Below are 22,954 nucleotides of genomic sequence, written 5' to 3'. Positions count from 1 at the left end.
CCTCCCCATCTTCTTCCTTCCGCCTTCACCGAGGAGTGCCCCGTCATGACCACCTTCGCGGAGCCGGCCACCGCCGCGCCCTCCACCGCCGCCGCGGACCTGCTGACCCGGCTGCGCGCCGCCGTCGCCGCCCACCCCGACCGCCCCGCCGTGCACGCCGCCGACGGCAGCCTCGACTTCGCCGCCCTGGACCGCCGCACCGCCGCCCTCGCCGCCGCCCTGCGCGCCCGCGGCGTACGGCGCGGCGACCGGGTCGGCGTCCACCTCGCCCGCACCCTCGACCTGCCGGTCGCGCTGCTCGCCGTCTGGCGGGCGGGCGCCGCGTACGTCCCCCTCGACCCCGCCTACCCCGCCGAGCGCACCGCCTCCACCGCCGCCGACGCCCGCCTCACCGCCGTGGTCAGCGCCGACCCGGCCCCGCCCGTCCCCGCCGGGGTCGAGGTGCTGCGCCCGGACGCCGCCGCACCCGGGGCACCCGCCGCCGACCCGGCCGCCCCGCACCCGCTGGACCCCGCCTACGTCATCTTCACCTCCGGCTCCACCGGCCGCCCCAAGGGCGTCGAGGTGCCGCACGGCGCCGTCGCCGACCTCGCCGCCGGTCTGGAGGCGATCGGCGTCTACCGGCCCGGACCGTCCGTCGTCGCCTGGAACGCCAGCGTCTCCTTCGACGCCTCCGTCCAGCAGTGGATCCGGATCTGCCGGGGCGACACCCTCGTCCTCGTCGACGACGCCCGGCGCGCCGACCCGGTCCGGCTGGCCGCGCTGCTCGCCGAGCACGCCGTCACCGACCTCGACCTGACGCCCTCCCACTGGCAGCTGCTGCGCGAGCCGCTGCTCGGCGCCGGCGCGGCCGTCCCGCGGCTCCTCATGGGCGGCGAGCCCGTCCCCGAGCGCACCTGGCGCGAGCTCGCCGACGGCGGCATCGACGCCTTCAACCTCTACGGGCCGACCGAGTGCACCGTCGACGCCGTCGCCACCCCGATCACCGGACCCGGCCCGCACCTGGGCGACCCGCTGCCCGGCATGCGCGTCCACCTCCTGGACGAGCGGCTCGCCCCGGTCACCGGACCCGGCACGGTCGGCGAGCTCTACCTCGCCGGCCCCCGGGTGGCGCACGGCTACGCCGGACAGCCCGGGCTGACGGCCGGCCGCTTCGTCGCCGACCCGTTCGCCCCGGAGCCCGGCACCCGGATGTACCGCACCGGCGACCAGGCCCGCCGCTCCCCGGAGGGCCTGCTGGAGTACGTCGGCCGGGTGGACCGGCAGGTCAAGCTGCGGGGCTTCCGGGTCGAACTCGGCGAGGTCGAGCACGCCGTGGCGGCACTCGACGGCGTCACCGCCGCCGCCGTGACCGTGCACGAGCCCGCGCCCGGGGACACCCGGCTGGCCGCCTACGTCACCGGCCCGGCGGCGACCGCCCCCGCCGACCTGCTGGCCGCCCTGCGCCGCACCCTGCCCGCGCACCTCGTCCCGGCCACGCTCACCGTCCTGGACGCGATGCCGCTCACCCCCAACGGCAAGACCGACCACCGCGCCCTGCCCGCACCCGCCGCCGGGGCGGCACCGGCCGACGCGGGCGGGGGAGTGGAGGAGCAGGTCGCCGAGGTGTGGCGCACCGTGCTCGGCGTCCCCGAGGTGCTGCCCACCGACGACTTCCTCACCCTCGGCGGCCACTCGCTCGCCGCCCTGCGCGTCGTCCACCTGCTGCGCCGCAAGCTCGACGTCGAACTCCAGCTGCGCCACCTGCTGGACGCCGCCGACCTGGCCGCGTTCACGGCGGCCGTCCGGCAGGCCGCGGCCGCCGGCCCGGCCGCCGCCCGCCCCGCCCTCACCGCCCGCCGCCCGGCCGTCCGATGACCGGCCGTTCGGTGGCCGGCCGTCCGGGGACCGGCCCGTTCCCGCGATCCGCGGGCCCCGGCGGCGGGGGTTCGACGCCGGCGGTGGCGGACTCCGCGGCCCGGTCGTCGGCCGCGCCGGCCGTGGACGTGGCTGTTCCGGTGGCGGCCGACGGGGTGTCCGGGGCCGCGGCCGCCCGGTCGCGGGCCGGTTCGTTCCCGCCCGTGCGCCCGCCGGCCTCCGCCCGGCCGTCGGCCGCGCCGGCGGTGGACGTCGCCCCGCACCGCTCGCCCGTCGCCCCGGTGGGCCGGGCGCCGGCCACCCGGGCCGGCGGGGCAGCCTCGGGCAGGCCGGAGAATCCGTCCGTCGGCGACGCCCCGCGTCCGCCGCTGCCGTCCGCCGCCGGTCCGGCGGTCGCCGGCGGCCCGGATGCGCCGGTGGCTCCGTTGGCTCCGGAGGAGGCCGGGTCGGTGGGTTCGTCCGGGGCCGTGCGGCCGGCCGTCACCGCCCGGACCCGCCCGGGCGCGACCGCGCCGGACCGGGCGCCCACCGGGGCCACCGCGGCCTCCCGTCCGCCGATCACCTCCCGTCCGCCGATCACCCCCCGGCCGCGTCCGGCCGCCGCGGAGGCCCCGCTCCGCAGCCCGGCCCCCGCCGCCGCTGCCTCCGTACCCGCCCCCGCCCCGGCCCGGGCCGTTCCCGTCACGCGGCCCCGGACCGAGGGCGACTGGTTCCTCCTCCCGGCCCCCCGGCCCGCCAGCCCCGTGCGGCTGTTCTGCTTCCCGCACGCCGGCGGTGACGCCACCGCCTTCACCCCGCTGGCGCGGGCGATCGCGCCCGCCGCCGAGGTGTGGGCGCTGCGCCCGCCCGCCCGGGGCGGTCGCAGCCGCGAGCCGATGCCGGCCGACTTCGACACCCTGACCGCCGCCGTCACCGAGGCCGTCGCCCCGCACCTGGGACCCGGCCGGCGGGCCGCCTTCTACGGGCAGAGCTTCGGTGCCCTGCTCGCCTACGAGGTGGCCCGGGCGCTGCCCGCCGACCGCCGGCCCGAGCTGGTGGTGGTGGCCGGAGCACCCTGCCCGGCGGAGTGGACCGAGCGCGAGTCCAAGGACCTCGACGCCGTCGAACTCCTGCGGATGACAGGCCTGGAGGAGCTGGTCCAGGCCGACCCGGAGCTCGTCGACCTCGTGCTCGGCGGCATCCGCACCGACCTCGCGGTGAGCGGCACCTACCGGTTCCGCCCGCACGCGCCGATCGGCTCCGCGATCCACGCCCTGGCCGGCGCGGAGGACCCGATGCTCGCCACCACCGACCTCACCGGCTGGGCGGCCCACACCCGGGGCACCTTCGGCCACCGTGTCCTGCCGGGCGGGCACCTGCTGGCCACCGTCGACCAGCCCGGCCCGGTGGACCTGCTGGCCTCGCTCCTGTCGGCGGGGGCGAGTACGCCCGCGGCGCCGGCGCCTGGCTCGGCGCCGGGGGACGGGCGCGGGAGGCCGTCGTGGTGAGTGCGGCGGGTGCGGCTGCGCGCCGCCGCCCGCCGGACGCGGAGCGGCACCGGCCTGCGGCCAGGAGCCGCGTTGGTGAGCGCCGTTCCGGTCCCGGGCCCCGTCCGGGACGCCGGCGCCCGACCGCCCTGCCGGGTGGCCGCCCGGATCCCCGTTCGTTCCCGCCTTCGTACGGCGGTCGCGGGCCCGCTCCGCCGGGTGGGCGGGGGACCGCCGCGGTGAGCGCCGTTCCGGTCCCGGGCTCCGTCCGGCTCGGCGAGGGGTCGGTGCGTCGCTTGCCAGGCTGCCCTGCTCCGGGCTGCCGCCAGGGTCTCCCGTCCGCCCGGCGGTCGCCGGCCGGATCCGCCCGGCGGGCGGACGGGTTCGCCGCCACGGGCGTCGTTCCCGCAGCACCACCGCGGGCGCCGGCCCGGCCGACGAGCCGCAGCGGCGGTCACCGGCCCGGTCGAGGGCCGTCCCCGGGGCGAGTGCCGGCCGGACGGACCTTCCCGTGGCGCGCCGGGCCTCGCGGCGCCCGGGCCCTCCGTCCCGCTCCGCCCGTCCGCGACGGAGGCCGGACCGTTCCGCTCCGCGCCTGACGCGGTCGTGGTGAGCGCCGTTCCCGTCGCTCCCGTCCTGCCGTTCCCGTCCTGTCGCCCCCGTCCCGGGCGCCGGCCCGGCCGGCGCGCCGAGCAGCCGTCACCGGCCCTCCCGGGCCCGCGCGGCAGGGGCCGTCGCCCGGGCCGCTGCCGAGGCCCGGCGCCCGGTCTCCCCGGCCGCGCATCCACCCCTGCACCACCCGGATCCGCCCGCCGCTGTGCGTCCGTCGGGGCGCACGTGGGTGTCCTTCTCCGTTCGTCCGCCCGATCTCCCGGCCGCCGAGCACCCGTCCGGACGCCCGGCCGCGCCCCGCCTCGCTCTCCCCCTTCCCTCCGCCCCCGAACGGCCGCCGACCGGCCGACCCCACCACCTCACCGAGGAGCAGCCGTCATGGTCACCACCACTTCCGTCGACCTCAGCGACCCCGCCCTGTGGGCCCGTCCGGACACCCCGGCGCTGGTCGCCGAGCTGCGGGCCGAGGCGCCCGTGCACCGCACCGACACCGTCGACGACGGGCCGATCTGGTCGGTGATGACCTACCGGGAGTCGGCCGACGTGCTGCGCAACGCGGCCGTCTTCAGCTCGGAGTCCGGCTCGCTGCTCGGCGCCGGCGTCGGCAACGTCCCGGTCGGCTCGGGCCGGATGATGGCCCTCACCGACCCGCCGCGCCACCGCGAACTGCGCGCCCCCGCGAACCCGTTCTTCTCCAAGGGCGGCGTGCGCGGCGCCTCCCGCTCGATCGCCGAGCGGGCCGGCGAGCTCTTCGACCGGGCCGTCGAGCAGGGCGAGGCGGACCTCGTCGACGTGGTCTCCGCGCTGCCGCTGGCCGTCATGTGCGACCTGCTGGACGTCCCGGAGGAGGACCGCGACATGGTGGTCCGGGTCTGCGACGTGGCGTTCCTCGGCGAGACCCCGGAGGAACGCCGGGCCGGGCACCAGCAGTTGATCCCCTACCTCCTGCACCAGGTGATGCTGCGCCGCACCGACCCGCGCGACGACCTGATCTCGATGATGGCCACCTACAGGGTGAACGGCCGGCTGCTGCCGGTCGAGGACGTCGTGCTCAACCTCGACAACATCGTGGTCGGCGGCGTCCAGACGGTCCGCCACACCGCCGCGATGGGGCTGCACACCCTGGTCCACCGGCCGGACCTGTGGCGGCAGTTGCAGCGCGGGGAGGTGGACATGGACTCCGCCGTGGACGAGCTGCTGCGCTGGACGTCGGTGGGGCTGCACACGCTGCGCACCGCCACCCGGGACATCGAGCTGGCCGGGCGGCGGATCCGCCGCGGGGACCGGGTCGCGGTCTGGGTGTGGTCGGCGAACCGGGACCCGGAGGCCTTCGAGGCGCCCGAGGAGATCCGTCTGGACCGCTCGCCCAACAAGCACCTGGCGCTCGGTCTGGGCGCCCACTACTGCATCGGTGCGCCGCTGGCCAAGGCCGAGCTGAGCGCGCTGTTCTCGGCGGCGCTGGAGCGGGCGGCGGTGATCGAGCCGACCGGTCCGGCGGAGTACAACCGCTCGATCATCAACTTCGGCCTGGACCGCTTCCCGGTCCGCCTGACGCCGCGCTGAAAGGCCCCCGGCCCGCGCGTTCGGCCCGCGCGTTCGACCCCCGCGCCCGCTCCACCCGTCACCCCCGCTCACCCCCGCTCACCCCCCTGCGCACCGAGGCCCGCGCAGGAGAACGGCAGTCCGTTAACTGCCGCTCTCCTGCCGGGCCTCGTGCCGCTTCCGGCGCCGGCCCGCCCCTACCTTCGAATCACCGCACCGCGCCACCACCTCACCGAGGAGAGCACCGTGAGCAACCCCTTCGAGGACGACAACGCCGGCTACCTGGTCCTGGTCAACGACGAGAACCAGCACTCGCTGTGGCCGGTCTGGATCGACGTGCCGGCCGGCTGGACCACCGTCCACGGCGAGGCGCCCCGCCAGGAGTGCCTGGACTGGATCGAGACCAACTGGACCGACATCCGCCCGGCCTCGCTGGTCGCCGGCCTCGACCGCCGGTGAGCGCCGACGTGATCACCTGGGAGCTGAACCCCGGCCGTCCGGCCCTCGTCCGGGTGCCGGCCTTCGCCGGCCTCGCCGAGGGCTGCGACTGGCTGCGCGCGCACGAGCGGGAGCTGACCGAGGCGCTGCACCGGCACGGCACGATCTTCCTGCGCGGGCTGCCGGTCGCGGCCGCCGAGGACGTCGCCGCCGTGCGCGACGTGCTGATCCCCGAGCCCACCCCGTACCGGGAGAAGGCCACCCCGCGCAGCGACTTCGGCAACGGCGTCTTCTCGTCGACCGACCTCGCCGCCGCCCTGCCGATCCGGATGCACAACGAGAACAGCTACACGCTGACCTTCCCCGGCCGGCTGCTGTTCGCGTGCCTGATCGCCCCGGAGGAGGGCGGCGCGACGCCGACCGCGGACGTCCGCAAGGTCCTCGCCGGACTGCCCGCCCACCTGGCCGAGCGCGGCCGGACCTCCGGCTGGACGCTCGGCCGCAGCTACTCGGACTACGTGTCGCTGCCGTGGCGGACCGCCTTCGCCACCGAGGACCCCGCCGAGGTCGAGCGGTACTGCCGGGAGAACGGCATCACCTGGGAGTGGCTGGAGGACGGCAACCTGCGCACCAGCCAGCTGCGCCCGGCGATCATCCGCCACCCGCACACCGGCGAGGAGGCCTGGTTCAACCACCTGGCCTTCTGGAGCGAGTGGTCGCTGGACCCGGACATCCGGGAGGCCATGGTCGACGAGTTCGGTCCGGACGGCCTGCCGTTCAGCACCGGGTTCGGCGACGGCGAGCCGCTCACCCGCGAGGACGTCGACGCGCTGAACACCGCCTACGAGGCCGCCACCGTCCGTGAGACCTGGCAGGCCGGCGACGTGATGCTGGTCGACAACGTGCTCTGCGCGCACGGCCGCGACCCGTACCGCGGCGACCGGAGGATCGCCGTCGCGATGGGCCGCCCGGTCGACGTCCTCGACTGCCGGCCGACCGTCCTGCCGACCACCGCCGTCGCCGCGTGACGGCGCCGCCCACCCGCCCGTGACGTGAGCAGAGGAAGCACCGTGATCCCGGTTTCGTACGCACAACAGCGTCTCTGGCTGATCGACCAGATCGAAGGGCCGACCGCGCTCTACAACCTGCCGTTCGCGGTCCGCCTGCGCGGCCCGCTCGACACCGCCGCGCTGCGCGCCGCGACGGCCGACGTGGTCGCCCGGCACGAGGCCCTGCGCACGGTGTTCCCGGTGGACGGGGAGGGCGTGCCGGTGCAGCACATCCTGCCGTCGGCGGAGGCGGGGATCGCCTTCGCGACGGTGGAGTGCGCGCCGGCCGACTACCCGGTCCTGCGGGACCGGGAGGCCGCGCACACCTTCGACCTGAGTGCCGAACCGCCCATCCGGGTCACGGTCTTCTCGCTCGCACCGCCCGCGGCGGGAACCCACGCGGACGCCCCCCGTACGGGCGCCCCGGTCACCGCCGAGGACGGCACCCCCGAGCACGTCCTGCTCGTGGTGCTCCACCACATCGCCGGCGACGGCTGGTCGCTCGGCCCGCTGCTGCGCGACCTCGCCGCCGCCTACACCGCCCGGCTCGCGGCCGCCGCGCCGGACTGGGAGCCGCTGCCCGTCCAGTACGCCGACTACGCCCTGTGGCAGCGCGACCTGCTCGGCGACGAGGCCGACCCGGACAGCCTGATGAGCCGCCAGCTCGACCACTGGAGAGGAGTCCTGTCCGGCCTGCCGGAGGAGCTGGAACTGCCGGCCGACCGCCCCCGCCCGGCCGCGCCGACCGGCGCCGCCGACGCCGTGCCGTTCACCCTCGCGCCCGGGCTGCACGCCGCGCTCGCGGACCTCGCCCGCCGGCACCGCTCGACCCTGTTCGCCGTGCTCCAGGCCGGTCTGGCCGCGTTGTTCACCCGGCTCGGCGCCGGCACCGACATCCCGCTCGGCACCGGTGTCGCCGGCCGCTCCGACGAGGCGCTGAACGACCTGGTCGGCTTCTTCGTCAACACCCTGGTGCTGCGCACCGACACCTCCGGCGACCCGTCCTTCGCCGAACTCCTGGGCCGGGTCCGGGAGTCCCAGCTGGACGCGTTCGCCCACCAGGACGTGCCGTTCGAGCGGCTGGTCGAGGAGGTCAACCCGGCCCGTGCGCTGGGCCGCCACCCGCTGTTCCAGACCCTGCTGGTGCTCCAGAACCACGAGGAGGGCGAACTCGGCCTCCCCGGGCTGGAGTCGGCGCCCGAGCCGCTCGGACTGCGGGTCGCCAAGTTCGACCTCAACATCGGGATCACCGAGCGCCACGCCCCGGACGGCGCCCCGGCCGGGCTGGAGGGCTCGGTCGAGTTCGCGGCCGACCTCTGGGACGGCGCCACCGTCCGCACCCTCTTCGAGCGCTTCGGCCGCCTGCTCGCCGCCGCGGCCGCCGACCCCGGGGCGCCGATCGGCACCCTGGAGCTGCTCGCGCCGGAGGAGCACGCCCGCCTCGCCGGGGACTGGAACGCCACCGCCGCGCCCGCGCGCACCGGTTCGCTGCCGGCCCTGTTCGAGGCGCGGGCGGCCCGCACCCCCGACGCGGTCGCCCTCGCCCACGACGGCGGCACCGTCGACTACGCCGAGCTGAACACCCGCGCCAACCGCCTCGCCCACCACCTGATCGCCGCGGGCGTCGGCCCCGAGTCACCGGTCGCCCTGCTGATGGAGCGCTCGGTGGACCTCGTGGTCGCCACCCTCGCGGTGCTCAAGGCCGGCGGCTGCTACGTGCCGATGCACGCGAGCCTGCCGCCCGAGCGGATGACCGCGCTGCTCGCCGACACCGGCGCGCCCGTGCTGCTCACCGACCGCGCCGACCCCGGCTTCGCGCACACCGCGGCCGTGGTGCGCCCCGGCGACGAGGCCGGCCGCCCCGCCCACGACCCCGGTGCGCCCGTCCACCCCGACCGGCTCGCCTACGTGATGTTCACCTCCGGCTCCACCGGCACCCCCAAGGGCGTCGCGGTCCGCCACCGCGACGTGGTGGACCTCGCCGACGACCGCCGCTGGCGCGACGGCCGGCACGAGCGGGTCCTGCTGCACTCCCCGCACGCCTTCGACGCCGCCACCTACGAGCTGTGGGCGCCGCTGCTGCACGGCGGCACCGTCGTGGTCGCCCCGCCCGGCACCCTGGACGCCGACGCCCTGCGCGCCCTCGCCGCCCGGCACGGCGTCACCGCGGTGTTCCTCACCAAGGCGCTGTTCGACCTGGTCGCCGAGCAGGCCCCGGAGACCTTCCGGTCGCTGCGCACGGTCTGCACCGGCGGCGAGGCGGCCTCCGGCACCCTGATGCGCCGCGTCCTCGACCACTGCCCGGACCTGCTGCTCGCCCACGTCTACGGGCCCACCGAGGCCACCACCTTCGCCACCCACCACCCGCTGGTCCCCGCCGACCTGGACGGCCCCCGGGCACCGATCGGCCTGCCGCTGGACAACATGCGCGCCCACGTCCTGGACGCCCGGCTGCGCCCGGTGCCGCCCGGCGTGCCCGGCGAGCTGTACGTCGCCGGCGCGGGCCTGGCCCGCGGCTACTGGCGCCGCGCCGCGCTGACCGCGGAGCGCTTCGTCGCCGACCCGTTCGACCGGGGCGGCCGGATGTACCGCACCGGGGACCTGGTGCGCCGCCGGCCCGCCGACGGGGCGGTCGAGTTCCTCGGCCGGATCGACGGCCAGGTGAAGCTGCGCGGCTTCCGGATCGAGCTCGGCGAGGTCGAGGCGGCGCTCGCCCCGCACCCCGCCGTCCGCCAGGTCATCGTCGTCCCCCGCGAGGACCGCCCCGGGGACACCCGGCTGGTCGGCTACTGTGCCGTCCCCGCCGGCGCGGCGCCCGACGACGCCGCGCGCGCCGAACTCGCCGCCGAGCTCAAGCGGTTCGCCGCCGGCACGCTCCCCGGCTACATGGTCCCGTCCGCCGTCGTCGTACTGCCCGCGCTGCCGCTGAACGCCAACGGCAAGGTCGACCGGCGCGCCCTGCCCGCCCCCGGCCCCGGCACCGACGGCGCCGGCCGCGCCCCGCGGGACGAGCGCGAACGCGCGCTGTGCGCCCTGTTCGGCGAAGTCCTCGGGATCGACGGCCTCACCGTCGACGACGACTTCTTCGCCCTCGGCGGCCACTCCCTGCTCGCCACCCGCCTGGTCGGCCGGGTCCGCGCCGAACTCGGCGCCGAGCTCGCCATCGGCGACCTCTTCCGGGCCCCGACCGTCGCCGCCCTGGCCGCCCGGATCGCCGGCGAGCCGGCCCGGCCCGCGCTGCGCCCCGAGCCGCGGCCGGACCTGCTGCCGCTCTCCTTCGCCCAGCGCCGCCTCTGGTTCCTCGGCCGGACCGAGGGCCCGACCGCCACCTACAACGTCACCCTCGCCCTGCGGCTGACCGGTCCGCTCGACGCCGGCGCCCTCGAAAGCGCCCTCGGCGACGTGGTCGCCCGCCACGAGAGCCTGCGCACCGTCTTCACCGAACACGACGGCGTGCCCCACCAGCACGTCCTCGACGCGCCGCCCGCGCCGCTGCTCACCGTCACCGACCGGCCCGCGCAGGAACTCGTCGGCCACACCTTCGACCTGGCGGCGGACGTCCCGCTGCACGCCTACCTCACCCCCGAGCGCTCCGGCCGTGCCGCCGACCCCGAGGAGCACGTGCTCACCCTGGTGATGCACCACATCGCCAGTGACGGCTGGTCGCTGCGCCCGCTCTTCCGCGACCTCGCCGAGGCCTACACCCTGCGGCTGGGCGGCGAGGCGCCCGTGTTCGACCCGCTGCCCGTCCAGTACGCCGACTACACCCTGTGGCAGTACCGCCTGCTCGGCGACGACACCGATCCGGAGTCCCTGCTCGCCCGCCAGCTCGCCCACTGGCGGGAGGCCCTGGCCGGCCTGCCCGACGAGCTGCCGCTGCCGCTGGACCGCCCGCGTCCGCCGGTGCCCACCCACCGCGGCGACGTCGTCGAACTCGCCCTCGACGCGGGCCTGCACGCCCGGCTCGCCGCGCTGGCCGCCGGGCACGGCGTCACCCTGTTCATGGTGCTCCAGGCCGCCTGGGCCACCCTGCTGCACCGCTTCGGCGCCGGCGACGACCTGCCGATCGGCACCCCGCTGGCCGGCCGCCTCGACAGCGCCCTCGACGACCTGGTCGGCTTCTTCGCCAACACCCTGGTGCTGCGCACCGACCTCTCCGGCGCGCCCACCTTCGGCGACCTGCTGGCCCGGGTCCGGGAGGCCGACCTGGCCGCCTACGCCCACCAGGACGTGCCGTTCGAGCGGCTGGTCGAGGAGCTCAACCCGGCCCGCACCCTGGCCCGGCACCCGCTGTTCCAGGTGATGATCGCCTTCGACAACACCGCCGGCGGCGGCCCCGGCCTCCCCGGCACCCGCGCCGCCTACGAGCCGCTCGGCCTGCCCAGCACGCCCTTCGACCTCACGCTCAACCTCTCCGAGCACCAGCACCCGGACGGCGCCCCGGCCGGACTCACCGGCGGCCTGGAGTTCGCCGTCGACCTCTTCGACCGCGACACCGCCGAACGGCTCGCCGCGGCCCTGGGCCGGCTGCTCGTCCAGGTCGCCGAGCGGCCCGGGCTCCCGGTCGCCGAGCTGGACGTGCTCGGCGAGGACGGCCGCGCCGCGCTCGCCCGCTGGCACGACACCGACCGGGCCGGCGACACCGCCCTCGTCCCGGCCGTCCTCGCCGCGCAGGCCGCCGCCACCCCGGAGGCCACCGCGCTGGTCTTCGGCGGACAGCGGCTGAGCTTCGCGGAGCTGAACGCCCGCGCCAACCGCCTCGCGCACGGCCTGACCGCCGCCGGCATCGGCCCCGAGTCGCTGGTCGCGCTCGCCCTGCCCCGCTCCGCCGAGTCCGTCGTCTCCCTGCTCGCCGTGCTCAAGGCCGGCGCCGCCTTCCTGCCGCTGGACTCCGACTACCCGCGCGACCGGCTCGCCCACATGCTCGCCGACGCCCGCCCGGCCGCCGTGCTCAGCACCGCGGGCTGGCCGCTGCCGGAGGTGCTGGACGGCCTGACCGTGCTGCCCGCCGACCCGGGGCACTGGGCGGACCGGCCCGCCGTCGACCCGCCGGTGCGGGTCGGCCCCGAGCACGCCGCCTACGTCATCTACACCTCCGGCTCCACCGGCCGCCCCAAGGGCGTCGTGGTGCGCCACGGCGGCCTCGCCAACCTGCTCGCCAGCCACCGCGACGGGCACCTCCCGCTGGCCCGCCGGGCCCACCCGGGACGGCGGTTCACCTTCGCGTCGACCGCCTCGCTGTCCTTCGACACCTCGCTGGAGTCGATCCTGTGGCTGGTCCTCGGCCAGGAGCTCCACCTGCTCGACGACGACGTGCGGCGCGACGCCGCCGCCATCGTCCGCCACCTGGCCCGCACCGGCGCCGACGTCCTGGACGTCACCCCCGGCCAGGCCGAGCGGCTGGTCGAGGAGGGCCTGCTCACCACCTGCCCGCCGGCCGTGCTGATGATCGGCGGCGAGGCCTGCGGCCAGCACCTGTGGACCGCCCTGTCCGCCGCCCCCGACACCGTCGTCCTCAACCTCTACGGGCCCACCGAGTGCACCGTCGACGCCCTGCAGCACCGGCTCGACGCCGCGGTGACCCGCCCGGTGATCGGCCGCCCGCTGCCCAACCTGCGCGCCCACCTGCTGGACGGGCGGCTGCGTCCGGTGCCCGTCGGCGTCCCCGGCGAGCTGTACCTGAGCGGCGTGAGCCTGGCCCGCGGCTACCTCGGCCGCCCGGCGCTCACCGCCGAGCGCTTCGTCGCCGACCCGTTCGACGCGGGCGCCCGGATGTACCGCACCGGCGACCTCGCCCGCCGCCGCGCCGACGGCACCGTGGAGTTCCTCGGCCGCACCGACCACCAGGTCAAGGTCCGCGGCTTCCGGATCGAGCCCGGCGAGATCGAGACCGTGCTCGCCGCCCACCCCGACGTGCGGCAGGCCGCCGTGCTCCCGCACCGGGACGGCACCGCCGGCACCCGTCTGGTCGCCTACCTGGTCACCGGCGCCGACCCGGCCGAGGTGCGCGCCCACGCCGCCGCCGCGCTGCCCGACTACATGGTCCCGGCCGCCTTCGTGGTGCTGGACGCGCTGCCGCTCAACGTCAACGGCAAGCTCGACCGGACCGCCCTGCCCGCCCCCGACTTCACCGCCGGGGCCGGCGGCCGGGCCGCCCGCACCCCCCGCGAGGAGATCCTCTGCGGCCTGTTCGCCGACGTCCTCGGCCTGTCCGGCGCCGTCTCGATCGACGACGACTTCTTCGCCCTCGGCGGCCACTCGCTGCTCGCCACCCGGCTGCTCAGCCGGGTCCGGGCGACGCTCGGCGCCGAACTCGGCATCCGGGACGTCTTCGAGGCGCCCACCGTGGCCGGCCTCGCCGACCGCTGCGACACCGCCGGCGCCCGGCCCGCGCTCACCGCGGCCCGCCGCCCCGAACGGCTGCCGCTCTCCTTCGCCCAGCAGCGGCTCTGGCTGCTCGACCGGATGGAGGGTCCCGGCGCCCTGTACAACATGCCGCTCGCCCTGCGCCTCACCGGCGAGCTCGACCGGGCCGCGCTCACCGCCGCCCTGGGCGACCTGACCGCCCGGCACGAGAGCCTGCGCACCGTCGTCGCCGAGCACGAGGGCGAGCCCCACCAGCGCGTCCTGGCCCCCGGCGAGGCCGTCCTGTCCGTCGAACTCCTCGACTGCGCGGCGGAGTCCGTCGAGGCGGAGGTCGACCGGCTGGGCCGGCTGCCCTTCGACCTGGCGGCCGAACCGCCCGTCCGGGCCACCCTGCTGCGCGTCACCGGGGACGAGCACGTCCTGGTCCTCGCCCTGCACCACATCGCCGGTGACGGCTGGTCGATGGCCCCGCTGCTGCGGGACCTCGCCGAGGCCTACACGGTGCGCCTGGGCGGCGAGGAGCCGGTGGCCGACCCGCTGCCCGTCCAGTACGCCGACTACGCGCTGTGGCAGCGCGAACTGCTCGGCGACGAGGCCGACCCGGAGAGCGTCGCCGCCCGCCAGCTCGCCTACTGGCGCGAGACCCTGGCCGGCCTGCCGGAGGAGACCGCGCTGCCGGCCGACCGCCCGCGCGGCGCCCGCGCCGACCACCGCGGCGACCGGGTCGCCCTGCCGATCGGCGCCGAACTCCACCGGGCGCTGGTCGCGCTCTCCCGCGAGCACCGGGTCACCCTCTTCATGACCTGCCAGGCCGCGCTGGCCGCGCTGCTCACCCGGCTCGGGGCGGGCACCGACGTGCCGATCGGCTCGGTCGTCGCGGGCCGCTCGGACGAGGCGCTGGACGACCTGGTCGGCTTCTTCGTCAACACCCTGGTGCTGCGCACCGACACCTCCGGCGACCCGTCCTTCGGCGAACTCCTGGGGCGCGTCCGGGAGACCGGCCTCGGTGCCTACGCCCACCAGGACGTGCCGTTCGAGCGGCTGGTCGAGGAGCTCAACCCGGCCCGCTCGCTGGCCCGGCACCCGCTCTTCCAGGTCGCGATGGTCCTCCAGTCCACCGGTAACGGCGAGCTGGAACTGCCGGGCCTGGCCGTCGAGGCGCTGCCCTCCGACACCGGGGTCGCCAAGTTCGACCTCAATGTCACCCTGGAGGAGTTCCTCGGCCCCGACGGCGCGCCCGCCGGCCTGGACTGCGCGATCGACTACGCCACCGACCTGTTCGACCGGGAGACGGTGGAGGCCGTCGCGGCCCGGTTCGGCCGGCTGCTGGCCGCCGTCGCCGCCGACCCGGCGGTGCCGATCGGCCGCATCGACCTGCTGGACGAACGCGAGCGCGCCGAACTCCTCGCCCCCGCAGCGGCCCCGCCCGCCGACACCCCGCTCGTCCCGGCCGCCTTCGCCGCGCAGGCCGCCGCCACCCCGGAGGCCACCGCGCTGGTCTTCGGCGGACAGCGGCTGAGCTTCGCGGAGCTGGACGCCCGTGCCAACCGCCTCGCGCACGGCCTGACCGCCGCGGGCATCGGCCCCGAGTCGCTGGTCGCGCTCGCCCTGCCCCGCTCGGCGGAGACCGTCGTCGCCCAACTCGCCGTGCTCAAGGCCGGCGCCGCCTTCCTGCCGCTGGACGCCGAGTACCCGCGCGACCGGCTCGCCCACATGCTCGCCGACGCCCGCCCGGCCGTCGTCCTGACCAACGGCGGCTGGCCGCTGCCGGAGGTGCTGGACGGTCTGACCGTGCTGCCCGCCGACGCCGCCCACTGGGCGGACCGGCCCGCCGGGGCCCCGCCCGTGCGGACCGGCCCCGCGGACGCGGCGTACGTCATCCACACCTCGGGCTCCACCGGCCGGCCCAAGGGCGTGGTGGTGAGCCACGGCTCGCTCGCCGCGCTGCTCGCCCACCACCGCGCCGAGACCTTCGGAGGGCCCGCGCGCCGGCTGGGCCGGCGGCTGAGCGTGGCACTGACCGCCTCGCTCTGCTTCGACGCCTCCTGGGACGGCCTGCTCTGGATGGTGGCCGGCCACGAGCTCCACCTGATCGGCGACGACCTGCGCCGGGACGCCGCCGCGCTGGTCCGCCACGTCCGCGAGGCCCGGATCGACGGCGTCAACGTCACGCCCAGCTACGCCGAACAGCTGCTCGCCGAGGGTCTGCTGGCCGACGACGGGCACGTGCCGTCGGTGCTGCTGCTCGGCGGCGAGGCCGTCGGCCAGGCCCTGTGGACCCGGCTCCGCGAGGCGGCCCCGCACACCACCGGCCACAACCTCTACGGCCCGACCGAGGCGACCGTCGACACCCTGTTCCAGGACTTCGCCGGCACCGACCGCCCCTCCCTGGGCCGCACCGTGCCCGGCACCCGCGCCCACGTGCTCGACGAGCACCTGAACCCCGTGCCGGCCGGCGTCCCCGGCGAGCTGTACCTGAGCGGCGTGAGCCTGGCCCGCGGCTACCTCGGCCGCCCGGCGCTCACCGCCGAGCGTTTCGTCGCCGACCCGTTCACCCCGGGCGCCCGGATGTACCGCACCGGCGACCTCGTCCGGCGCGACCGCGACGGCGGGCTCGACTACCTCGGCCGCACCGACGACCAGGTCAAGGTGCGCGGCTTCCGGATCGAACTCGGCGAGATCGAGCAGGCGCTGGCCCGGCACGGGAGCGTCCGGCAGGCCGTGGTGACCCTGCACGAGAGCGCCGACGGCGACCGCCGGCTGGTCGCCCACTGCGCCACCGCCGCCGCGCCGGGGCCCGAACTCGCCCAGGAGCTGCGCCGGTTCGCCGCCGAATGGCTGCCCGCCCACATGGTGCCCGCCGCCGTCGTCCCGCTCGCGGCCCTGCCGCTGACCGGCAGCGGCAAGGTCGACCGACGCGCCCTGCCCGCCCCCGACTTCACGCTCTTCGCCGGCGGCCGGGCGCCCCGCACCCCCCGCGAGGAGATCCTCTGCGGCCTGTTCGCCGACGTCCTCGCCCTGCCCGGCGCCGTCTCCGTCGACGACGACTTCTTCGCCCTCGGCGGCCACTCCCTGCTCGCCATGAAACTGGCCGGCCGGGTCCGCTCGGTGCTCGGCGCCGAACTCGGCATCCGGGACGTCTTCGAGGCCCCCACCGTCGCCGGCCTCGCCCAGCGGCTGGACGGCGGCGCCGAGGCCGGGCCCGCGCCGGCCGCGGGCCCGCGCCCCGAGCGGCTGCCGCTCTCCTCCGTCCAGCGGCGGCTCTGGCTGCTCGACCGGATGGAGGGCCCCGGCGACCTCTACAACCTGCCGCTCGCCCTGCGCCTCGCGGGCCCGCCGGACCCCGCGGTGCTGGCCGCCGCCCTCGGCGACCTCGTCGCCCGGCACGAGAGCCTGCGCACCGTCGTCACCGAGCACGACGGCGAGCCCCACCAGCGGATCGTCCCCGCCGACGAGGCCCGCGTCCCCTTCGACCACCGCACCACCGCACCGGCCGACCCGGCCGCCGCGGTCGCCGAGTGCGCCGCGATCCCCTTCGACCTCACCGCCGACCTGCCGCTGCGCGTCCACCTGTTCCCGGCCGGCGCCGGGACGCAGGAGCACCTGCTGGTCCTCGTCCTGCACCACCTCGCCGGGGACGGCCGCTCGATGGAGCCGCTGCTGCGCGACCTCGCCACCGCCTGTGCCGCCCGCCTCGACGGCACCGCGCCCGACTGGCACCCGCTGCCCCTCCAGTACGCCGACTACACGCTGTGGCAGCGCGCGCTGCTCGGCGACGAGGCCGACCCGGACAGCGCGATCAGCCGTCAGCTCGCCCACTGGCGCGAGGCCCTGGCCGGCCTGCCGGAGGAGACCGCGCTGCCGGTCGACCGCCCCCGGCGCGCCGACAGCGGCCACGCCGGCGACCGCGTCGTGCTCCCGCTCGGCGCCGGGCTCCACCGGGCGCTGGTCGCGCTCTCCCGAGAGCACCGGGTGACGATGTTCATGACCCTGCAGGCCGCGCTGGCCGCGCTGCTCACCCGGCTCGGGGCGGGCACCGACGTGCCGATCGGCTCGGTCGTGGCCGGCCGCTCGGACGAGGCACTGGACGACCTGGTCGGCTTCTTCGTCAACACCCTGGTGCTGCGCACCGACACCTCCGGGGACCCGGACTTCACCGAGCTGCTGCGCCGCGTCCGGGAGACCCAGCTGGACGCGCACGCCCACCAGGACGTGCCGTTCGAGCGGCTGGTGGAGGAGCTCAACCCGGCCCGCTCGCTGGCCCGGCACCCGCTCTTCCAGGTGATGCTGACGCTGGAGGGCACCCGCCGGGACGCCGCCGGCGGCGACGCCCCGCTCGACCTCGCCGGACTTCCGGCCGTGCCGGAACCGGTCGGCGGGTACGCCGCCAAGTTCGACCTGTCCGTCGCCATGGGCGAGACCTTCGACGCCACCGGAGCCCCGGCCGGTCTGGAGTGCGCGATCGAGTACGCCACCGACCTGTTCGACCGGGAGACGGTGGAGGCCGTCGCGGCGCGGTTCGGCCGGCTGCTGGCCGCCGTCGCCGCCGACCCGGGGGTGCCGATCGGCCGCGCCGACCTGCTGGACGGGCGCGAGCGCGCCGAACTCCTCGCCCCCGCCAGGGCGCTGCCCGCCGAGGTCCCGCTGCTGCCGGCCGCCTTCGCGGCGCAGGCCGCCGCCACCCCCGGCGCCACCGCCCTGGTGCACGACGGGGTCCGGCTCGACTACGCCGAGCTGGACGCCCGCGCCGAGCACCTCGCCGCCCGGCTGCGCGCGGCCGGCGCCGGTCCGGACACCGTGGTCGCGCTGGCCCTGCCGCGTTCGGCCGCGACGGTGACCGCCCTGCTCGCCGTCCTCAAGTCCGGCGCCGCCTCGCTCCCGCTGGACGCCGAGTACCCGGCCGAGCGGACGGCGGCGATGCTCGCCGACGCCGCGCCGGCCCTCGTCGTCACCGACGACGGCTGGCCGCTGCCGGAGCTGCTCGCCGGCCGGACCGTCCTCCCGGTGCACGGCCCCGGCCCGGCGGCCGGGGCCGCGGTCCCGGCCGCCGCCCCCGATCCCGCCGACGCGGCGTACGTCGTCTACACCTCGGGCTCCACCGGCCGCCCCAAGGGCGTGGTGGTGAGCCACGGATCGATCGCCGCACTGCTCGCCCACCACCGGGCCGAGACCTTCGCCGACACGTTCCCCGGCCGCTTCGCCGGAGCCTTCCCCGCTCCTGCCGGCGGCCCCGGAGACCGCCCGGGCCGGCGGCCGAGCGTGGCACTGACCGCCTCACTCGGGTTCGACGCCTCCTGGGACGGCCTGCTCTGGATGATCGCCGGCCACGAGCTCCACCTGATCGGCGACGACCTGCGCCGGGACGCCGCCGCGCTGGTCCGCCACGTCCGCGAGGCCCGGATCGACACCGTCAACGTCACCCCCGGCTACGCCGAACAGCTGCTCGCCGAGGGTCTGCTGGCCGGCGGCGGCCACGTGCCGTCGCTGCTGCTGCTCGGCGGCGAGGCCGTCGGCCAGGCCCTGTGGAGCCGGCTGCGCGAGGCCCCGCGCACGGCCGCCCGCAACCTCTACGGCCCCACCGAGTCCACCGTCGACGCCCTCACCCAGCCCCTGGTCACCGAGCGCCCCTCGCTGGGCCGCCCCGTGCGGGGCACCCGCGCCCACGTGCTCGACGAGCACCTGAACCCCGTGCCGCCCGGCGTCCCCGGCGAGCTGTACCTGTCCGGTGCCGGACTCGCCCGCGGCTACCTCGGCCGCCCGGCCCTGACCGCCGAGCGTTTCGTCGCCGACCCGTTCACCCCGGGCGCCCGGATGTACCGCACCGGCGACCTCGTCCGGCGCGACCGCGACGGCGGGCTCGACTACCTCGGCCGCACCGACCACCAGGTCAAGATCCGCGGCTTCCGGATCGAACTCGGCGAGATCGAGCACGTCCTCACCCGCCACCCCGCGGTCCGCGCCGCCACCGTGACCGCCCGCGAGGACGGCGCCGCAGGCCCCCGCCTGGTCGCCTACGTCGTCACCGGCGGACCGGCGGCCCCCGTCGAGCCGGCCGACCTGCGGGCCTTCGCGGCCGGGTCGCTGCCCGGCTGGATGGTCCCGGCCGCGGTCGTCCCGCTCGACGCCTTCCCGCTGACCGCGAGCGGCAAGGTGGACCGGCGCGCCCTGCCCGCCCCCGACCTCACCGCCGCACCCACCGGCCGAGCTCCCCGCACCCCGCACGAGGAGGTCCTCTGCCGGCTCTTCGCGGAGGTCCTGGACGTGCCGACGGTCTCGATCGACGACGGCTTCTTCGACCTCGGCGGCCACTCCCTGCTCGCCATGAAGCTGCTCGCCCGGATCCGCTCCGAACTCGGCGCCGACCTCGGCATCCGGGCCCTGTTCGAGGCCCCCACCGCGGTGGCCCTGGCCCGCCGCCTCGGCACCGGCGCGGACACCGGAACCGGCCCGGACGGCGCGGCCGGCGCCCTCGACACCCTCCTCCCGCTGCGCGCGGCCGGCCCCCGGGCCCCGCTGTTCTGCGTCCACCCCGCCGCCGGCATCAGCTGGGTCTACGCGGGCCTGCTGCGCCACCTCGACCCCGGGCGCCCGCTCTACGGCCTCCAGGCCCGCGGCCTGCGCGGCGGCTCCCCGGCCTCCGTCACCGAGATCGCCGAGGACTACGTGCGGGAGATCCGCGCCGTCCGCCCGCAGGGCCCGTACCACCTGCTCGGCTGGTCCTTCGGCGCGGTGGTCGCCCAGGAGATGGCGGTCCTGCTCCAGGCGGACGGCCAGGAGGTCGGCCTGCTCGCCCTCCTCGACGGCGTCCCGGCCGGCTCCGCGGACGAGCACCCCGACGCCGCCCCGCCGTCCGACGACCCCGTGGAGACCCTGGCCGAGCTGCTCGTCTCGCTCGGCCACGACCCCGCCGACGGGCGCGGCGAGGCCGAGCTCACCGCCCTGCTCGGCGAGGCCGCGGGCGTCCTGCCCGACGTCTTCGAACTCCACCGCAAGCTGATGGCCGAGCACGTGCCCGGCCACTACCGGGGGCCCGCCGTCTTCGTCGGCGCCACCGCGGACAAGCCGGCCGGCTGGCCCTACGAGGCCGCCTGGGCCCCGTACGTCGGCGGCCCCGTCACCGCGCACCGCCTCGACTGCGAGCACGGTGCCCTCACCCAGCCGGAGCCCCTCGCACGGATCGCCGCCGTGCTGGCCGACACGCTTGGAGACTGACCCGCCATGACCACGAGCGCCACGACGAGCACGAGCACCGGGAGCCCGGAGGACGCCGCCCCGGGCACCCCGTCCGAACGGCCCGCCCCGTTCGACCGGTCCCCGGAGCCCGAACGGGCGGACCGGGCCGACCGGCCGCGCCGCAGCCGCTGGGGCCTGTGGGCCCAGGGGAACTTCCGCAAGCTGTGGGTCGGCGAGACCACCAGCGGCCTGGGCACCGCCGTCGGCAACGTCGCCCTCGCCCTGGTGGCGGTGGTCACCCTGGACGCCTCGCCGTTCATGGTCGGCGTGCTCACCGCCGCCGCCTGGGTCCCCTGGCTGTTCCTCGGCCTGCTGGCGGGCGCCTGGGTGGACCGCTGGCCCCGGCTGAAGGTGATGCTGGTCTGCGACCTGCTGCTGCTGGTGCTCTTCGGCAGCGTGCCGGTGGCGGGCTGGTTCGACGCCCTGACGATGGCCCAGCTGATCGCGGTGGCCCTGCTGGCCGGGGCGGCGAAGGTCTTCTTCTCCACCGCGTACGGCGCCGTGCTGCCCTCGCTGGTCGCCAAGGAGGACCTGCTGGAGGCCAACGTCAAACTGCGCTCCGGGGACTCCGCGGCGGAGATCGCCGGCCCCGGCGTGGCCGGTCTGCTCTCCCAGACGTTCGGCGCGGCCAGCGGCCTGCTCGGGGACGCCGTCACCTACCTGGTCTCGGCGATCTGCCTGGGCACGATCCGGGTGAAGGAGACCCCGCCGCCGGTCTCCGAGCGGCGCGGCATCCTCCGCGAGATCGGCGAGGGCGTCCGCTTCCTGGCCGGCGACCGGTACCTGCGCACCCTGGCCGTCTTCGGGACGGTCGGCAACCTCGGCCTCAACGGCATCCAGGCCGTGCAGACCGTCTTCCTGGTCCGCGACGTCGGGGTCTCGCCCGGCGGCATCGGCGCCGTCTTCGCGGTGGTCTCCGTCGGCGGCCTGGCCGGCGCGGCCCTCGCCGGCCGGATCGCCCGCCGGTTCGGCACCGCCCGCGGGACGCTGCTCTGCGAACTGGTCGCCGCCCCGTTCCTGCTGCTGCTCCCGCTCGCCGGCACCCGGCTGCCGCTCGCGGTGAGCGCGGTCGCCTGGTCGGTCGCGGTCTGCGGGGTGGTCGCCGGCAACGTGCTGGCCGGCAGCTTCTACCAGTCCTACTGCCCGCCCGCGATGATCGGCCGGATCCGGGCCAGCGCCTCCACCGTCAACTTCGGTGCCATTCCGGTCGGGGCCCTGCTCGGCGGCTGGCTGGGCGAGGTCCTCGGGGCCCGCACCACGATCTGGATCATGGCCGGCGTGCTGCTGGCGGCCGGTGCCGTCCTGCTGGTGAGCCCGCTGCGCCCGCTGCGGGACTTCCCCGAGCGCCCCGCCGCCGCCTGAACCGTCCTCCTCCGCCCGTCCCCACCCTCACGGAGCCCGTCATGACCAGCACCGTTCCGGCCGGCACCGCCCCGGTCCGCACCGCCCGCCCGCGCCGCTACCTGATGTGCCGCCCGGAGCACTTCGAGGTCAGCTACGCCATCAACCCCTGGATGGACCCGGCCAAGCCGGTCGACACCGCGCTCGCGGTGGCCCAGTGGGAGCGCCTGTACGCGCTGTACCTGAGCCTCGGCCACCGCGTCGACCTGATCGACCCGCTGCCGGGCCTGCCCGACATGGTGTACGCGGCCAACGGTGCCACCGTCGTCGACGGCCGGGCGCTCGGCGCCCGGTTCCGCAACGCCGAGCGGGCCGCCGAGGGCCCGGCCTACCTGGAGTGGTTCCGGGCCCGGGGCTTCGCGACCCACGACCCGGCGCACGTCAACGAGGGCGAGGGCGACCTGCTGCTGACGGACGGTCACCTGCTGGCCGGCCGGGGCTTCCGCAGCGTCTCCGCCGGGCACGCGGAGGCCCAGGAGTTCCTCGGCCGCCCGGTGATCGGCCTGGACCTCGTCGACCCGCGTTTCTACCACCTGGACACCGCGCTCAGCGTGCTCGACGGCGACCGGATCATGTACTACCCGGGCGCGTTCTCGGCGGGCAGCCGGGCGGTGCTGGCCCGGCTCTTCCCGGACGCGGTACTGGTGGGGGAGGAGGACGCGGTGGCGTTCGGGCTCAACGTGGTCAGCGACGGCCTGAACGTGGTCCTCCCGGAGGCGGCGGCCGGGGTCGCGGCCCGGCTCCGCGACCACGGCTTCCGCCCGATCGGCGTGGACCTCTCCGAACTCCTCAAGGGCGGCGGCAGCGTCAAGTGCTGCACCCTGGAGATCCGCGAGGCCGCCTGACAGCACCCTGCCCCCACCAGGAGGACCGTGCGGTTCCCCCTGCTCCGCCGCCCGTAGCCCCGGCTCGGGGCGGCCGTCGCCCTCGCGGTGCCGGGCGCCGGAGTCCTGCCGGGGAGGGATTCAGCCGAACGGGGCAGGGCCCGGC

At 77.1% G+C, this 22,954-nt stretch carries 8 protein-coding genes; all 8 read left to right on the top strand.

The annotated features are described in order from the left end of the window. The first annotated feature begins 45 nt into the window (after positions 1–45). The 8 genes from ACFCX4_RS07805 to ddaH all read left to right on the top strand — a co-directional run bounded on the left by ACFCX4_RS07805 (position 46) and on the right by ddaH (position 22,809). Positions 46–1,857, top strand: a complete 1,812-nt coding sequence (locus tag ACFCX4_RS07805) for a non-ribosomal peptide synthetase (protein ID WP_376139736.1) — start codon at positions 46–48, stop codon at positions 1,855–1,857. A gap of 449 nt (positions 1,858–2,306) precedes the next feature. Then, positions 2,307–3,344: a thioesterase II family protein gene (locus tag ACFCX4_RS07800; RefSeq protein ID WP_376139735.1), complete on the top strand. Its 1,038-nt coding sequence runs from the start codon at positions 2,307–2,309 to the stop codon at positions 3,342–3,344. Between the two features lie 969 nt (positions 3,345–4,313). Continuing rightward, positions 4,314–5,498 (top strand): cytochrome P450, encoded by a 1,185-nt coding sequence (locus tag ACFCX4_RS07795; RefSeq protein ID WP_376139734.1) that lies wholly within the window; start codon positions 4,314–4,316, stop codon positions 5,496–5,498. 225 nt (positions 5,499–5,723) lie between these two features. Continuing rightward, the gene (locus ACFCX4_RS07790) at positions 5,724–5,936 is read left to right on the top strand and encodes an MbtH family protein (protein ID WP_376139733.1); all 213 of its coding nucleotides are present in this window, start codon (positions 5,724–5,726) and stop codon (positions 5,934–5,936) included. Next, complete coding sequence (locus ACFCX4_RS07785; RefSeq protein ID WP_376139732.1) at positions 5,933–6,943, top strand: TauD/TfdA family dioxygenase; 1,011 nt, start codon at positions 5,933–5,935, stop codon at positions 6,941–6,943. The genes ACFCX4_RS07790 and ACFCX4_RS07785 overlap by 4 nt, the downstream gene beginning before the upstream one ends. A gap of 42 nt (positions 6,944–6,985) precedes the next feature. Further along, the gene (locus tag ACFCX4_RS07780; protein WP_376139731.1) at positions 6,986–20,542 is read left to right on the top strand and encodes an amino acid adenylation domain-containing protein; all 13,557 of its coding nucleotides are present in this window, start codon (positions 6,986–6,988) and stop codon (positions 20,540–20,542) included. Between the two features lie 6 nt (positions 20,543–20,548). Beyond that, a complete protein-coding gene (locus ACFCX4_RS07775; protein WP_376139730.1) occupies positions 20,549–21,925 on the top strand; it encodes an MFS transporter in 1,377 nt (458 codons plus the stop codon). Between the two features lie 41 nt (positions 21,926–21,966). Continuing rightward, the gene (ddaH, locus tag ACFCX4_RS07770; protein WP_376139729.1) at positions 21,967–22,809 is read left to right on the top strand and encodes a dimethylargininase; all 843 of its coding nucleotides are present in this window, start codon (positions 21,967–21,969) and stop codon (positions 22,807–22,809) included. Positions 22,810–22,954 lie beyond the last annotated feature (145 nt).

It is taken from the genome of Kitasatospora sp. NPDC056327 (assembly GCF_042261735.1).
Taxonomy (GTDB): Bacteria; Actinomycetota; Actinomycetes; order Streptomycetales; family Streptomycetaceae; genus Kitasatospora.
The sequence above is the reverse complement of the archived record's forward strand: the minus strand, read 5'-3'. Positions and strand labels throughout refer to the sequence as shown.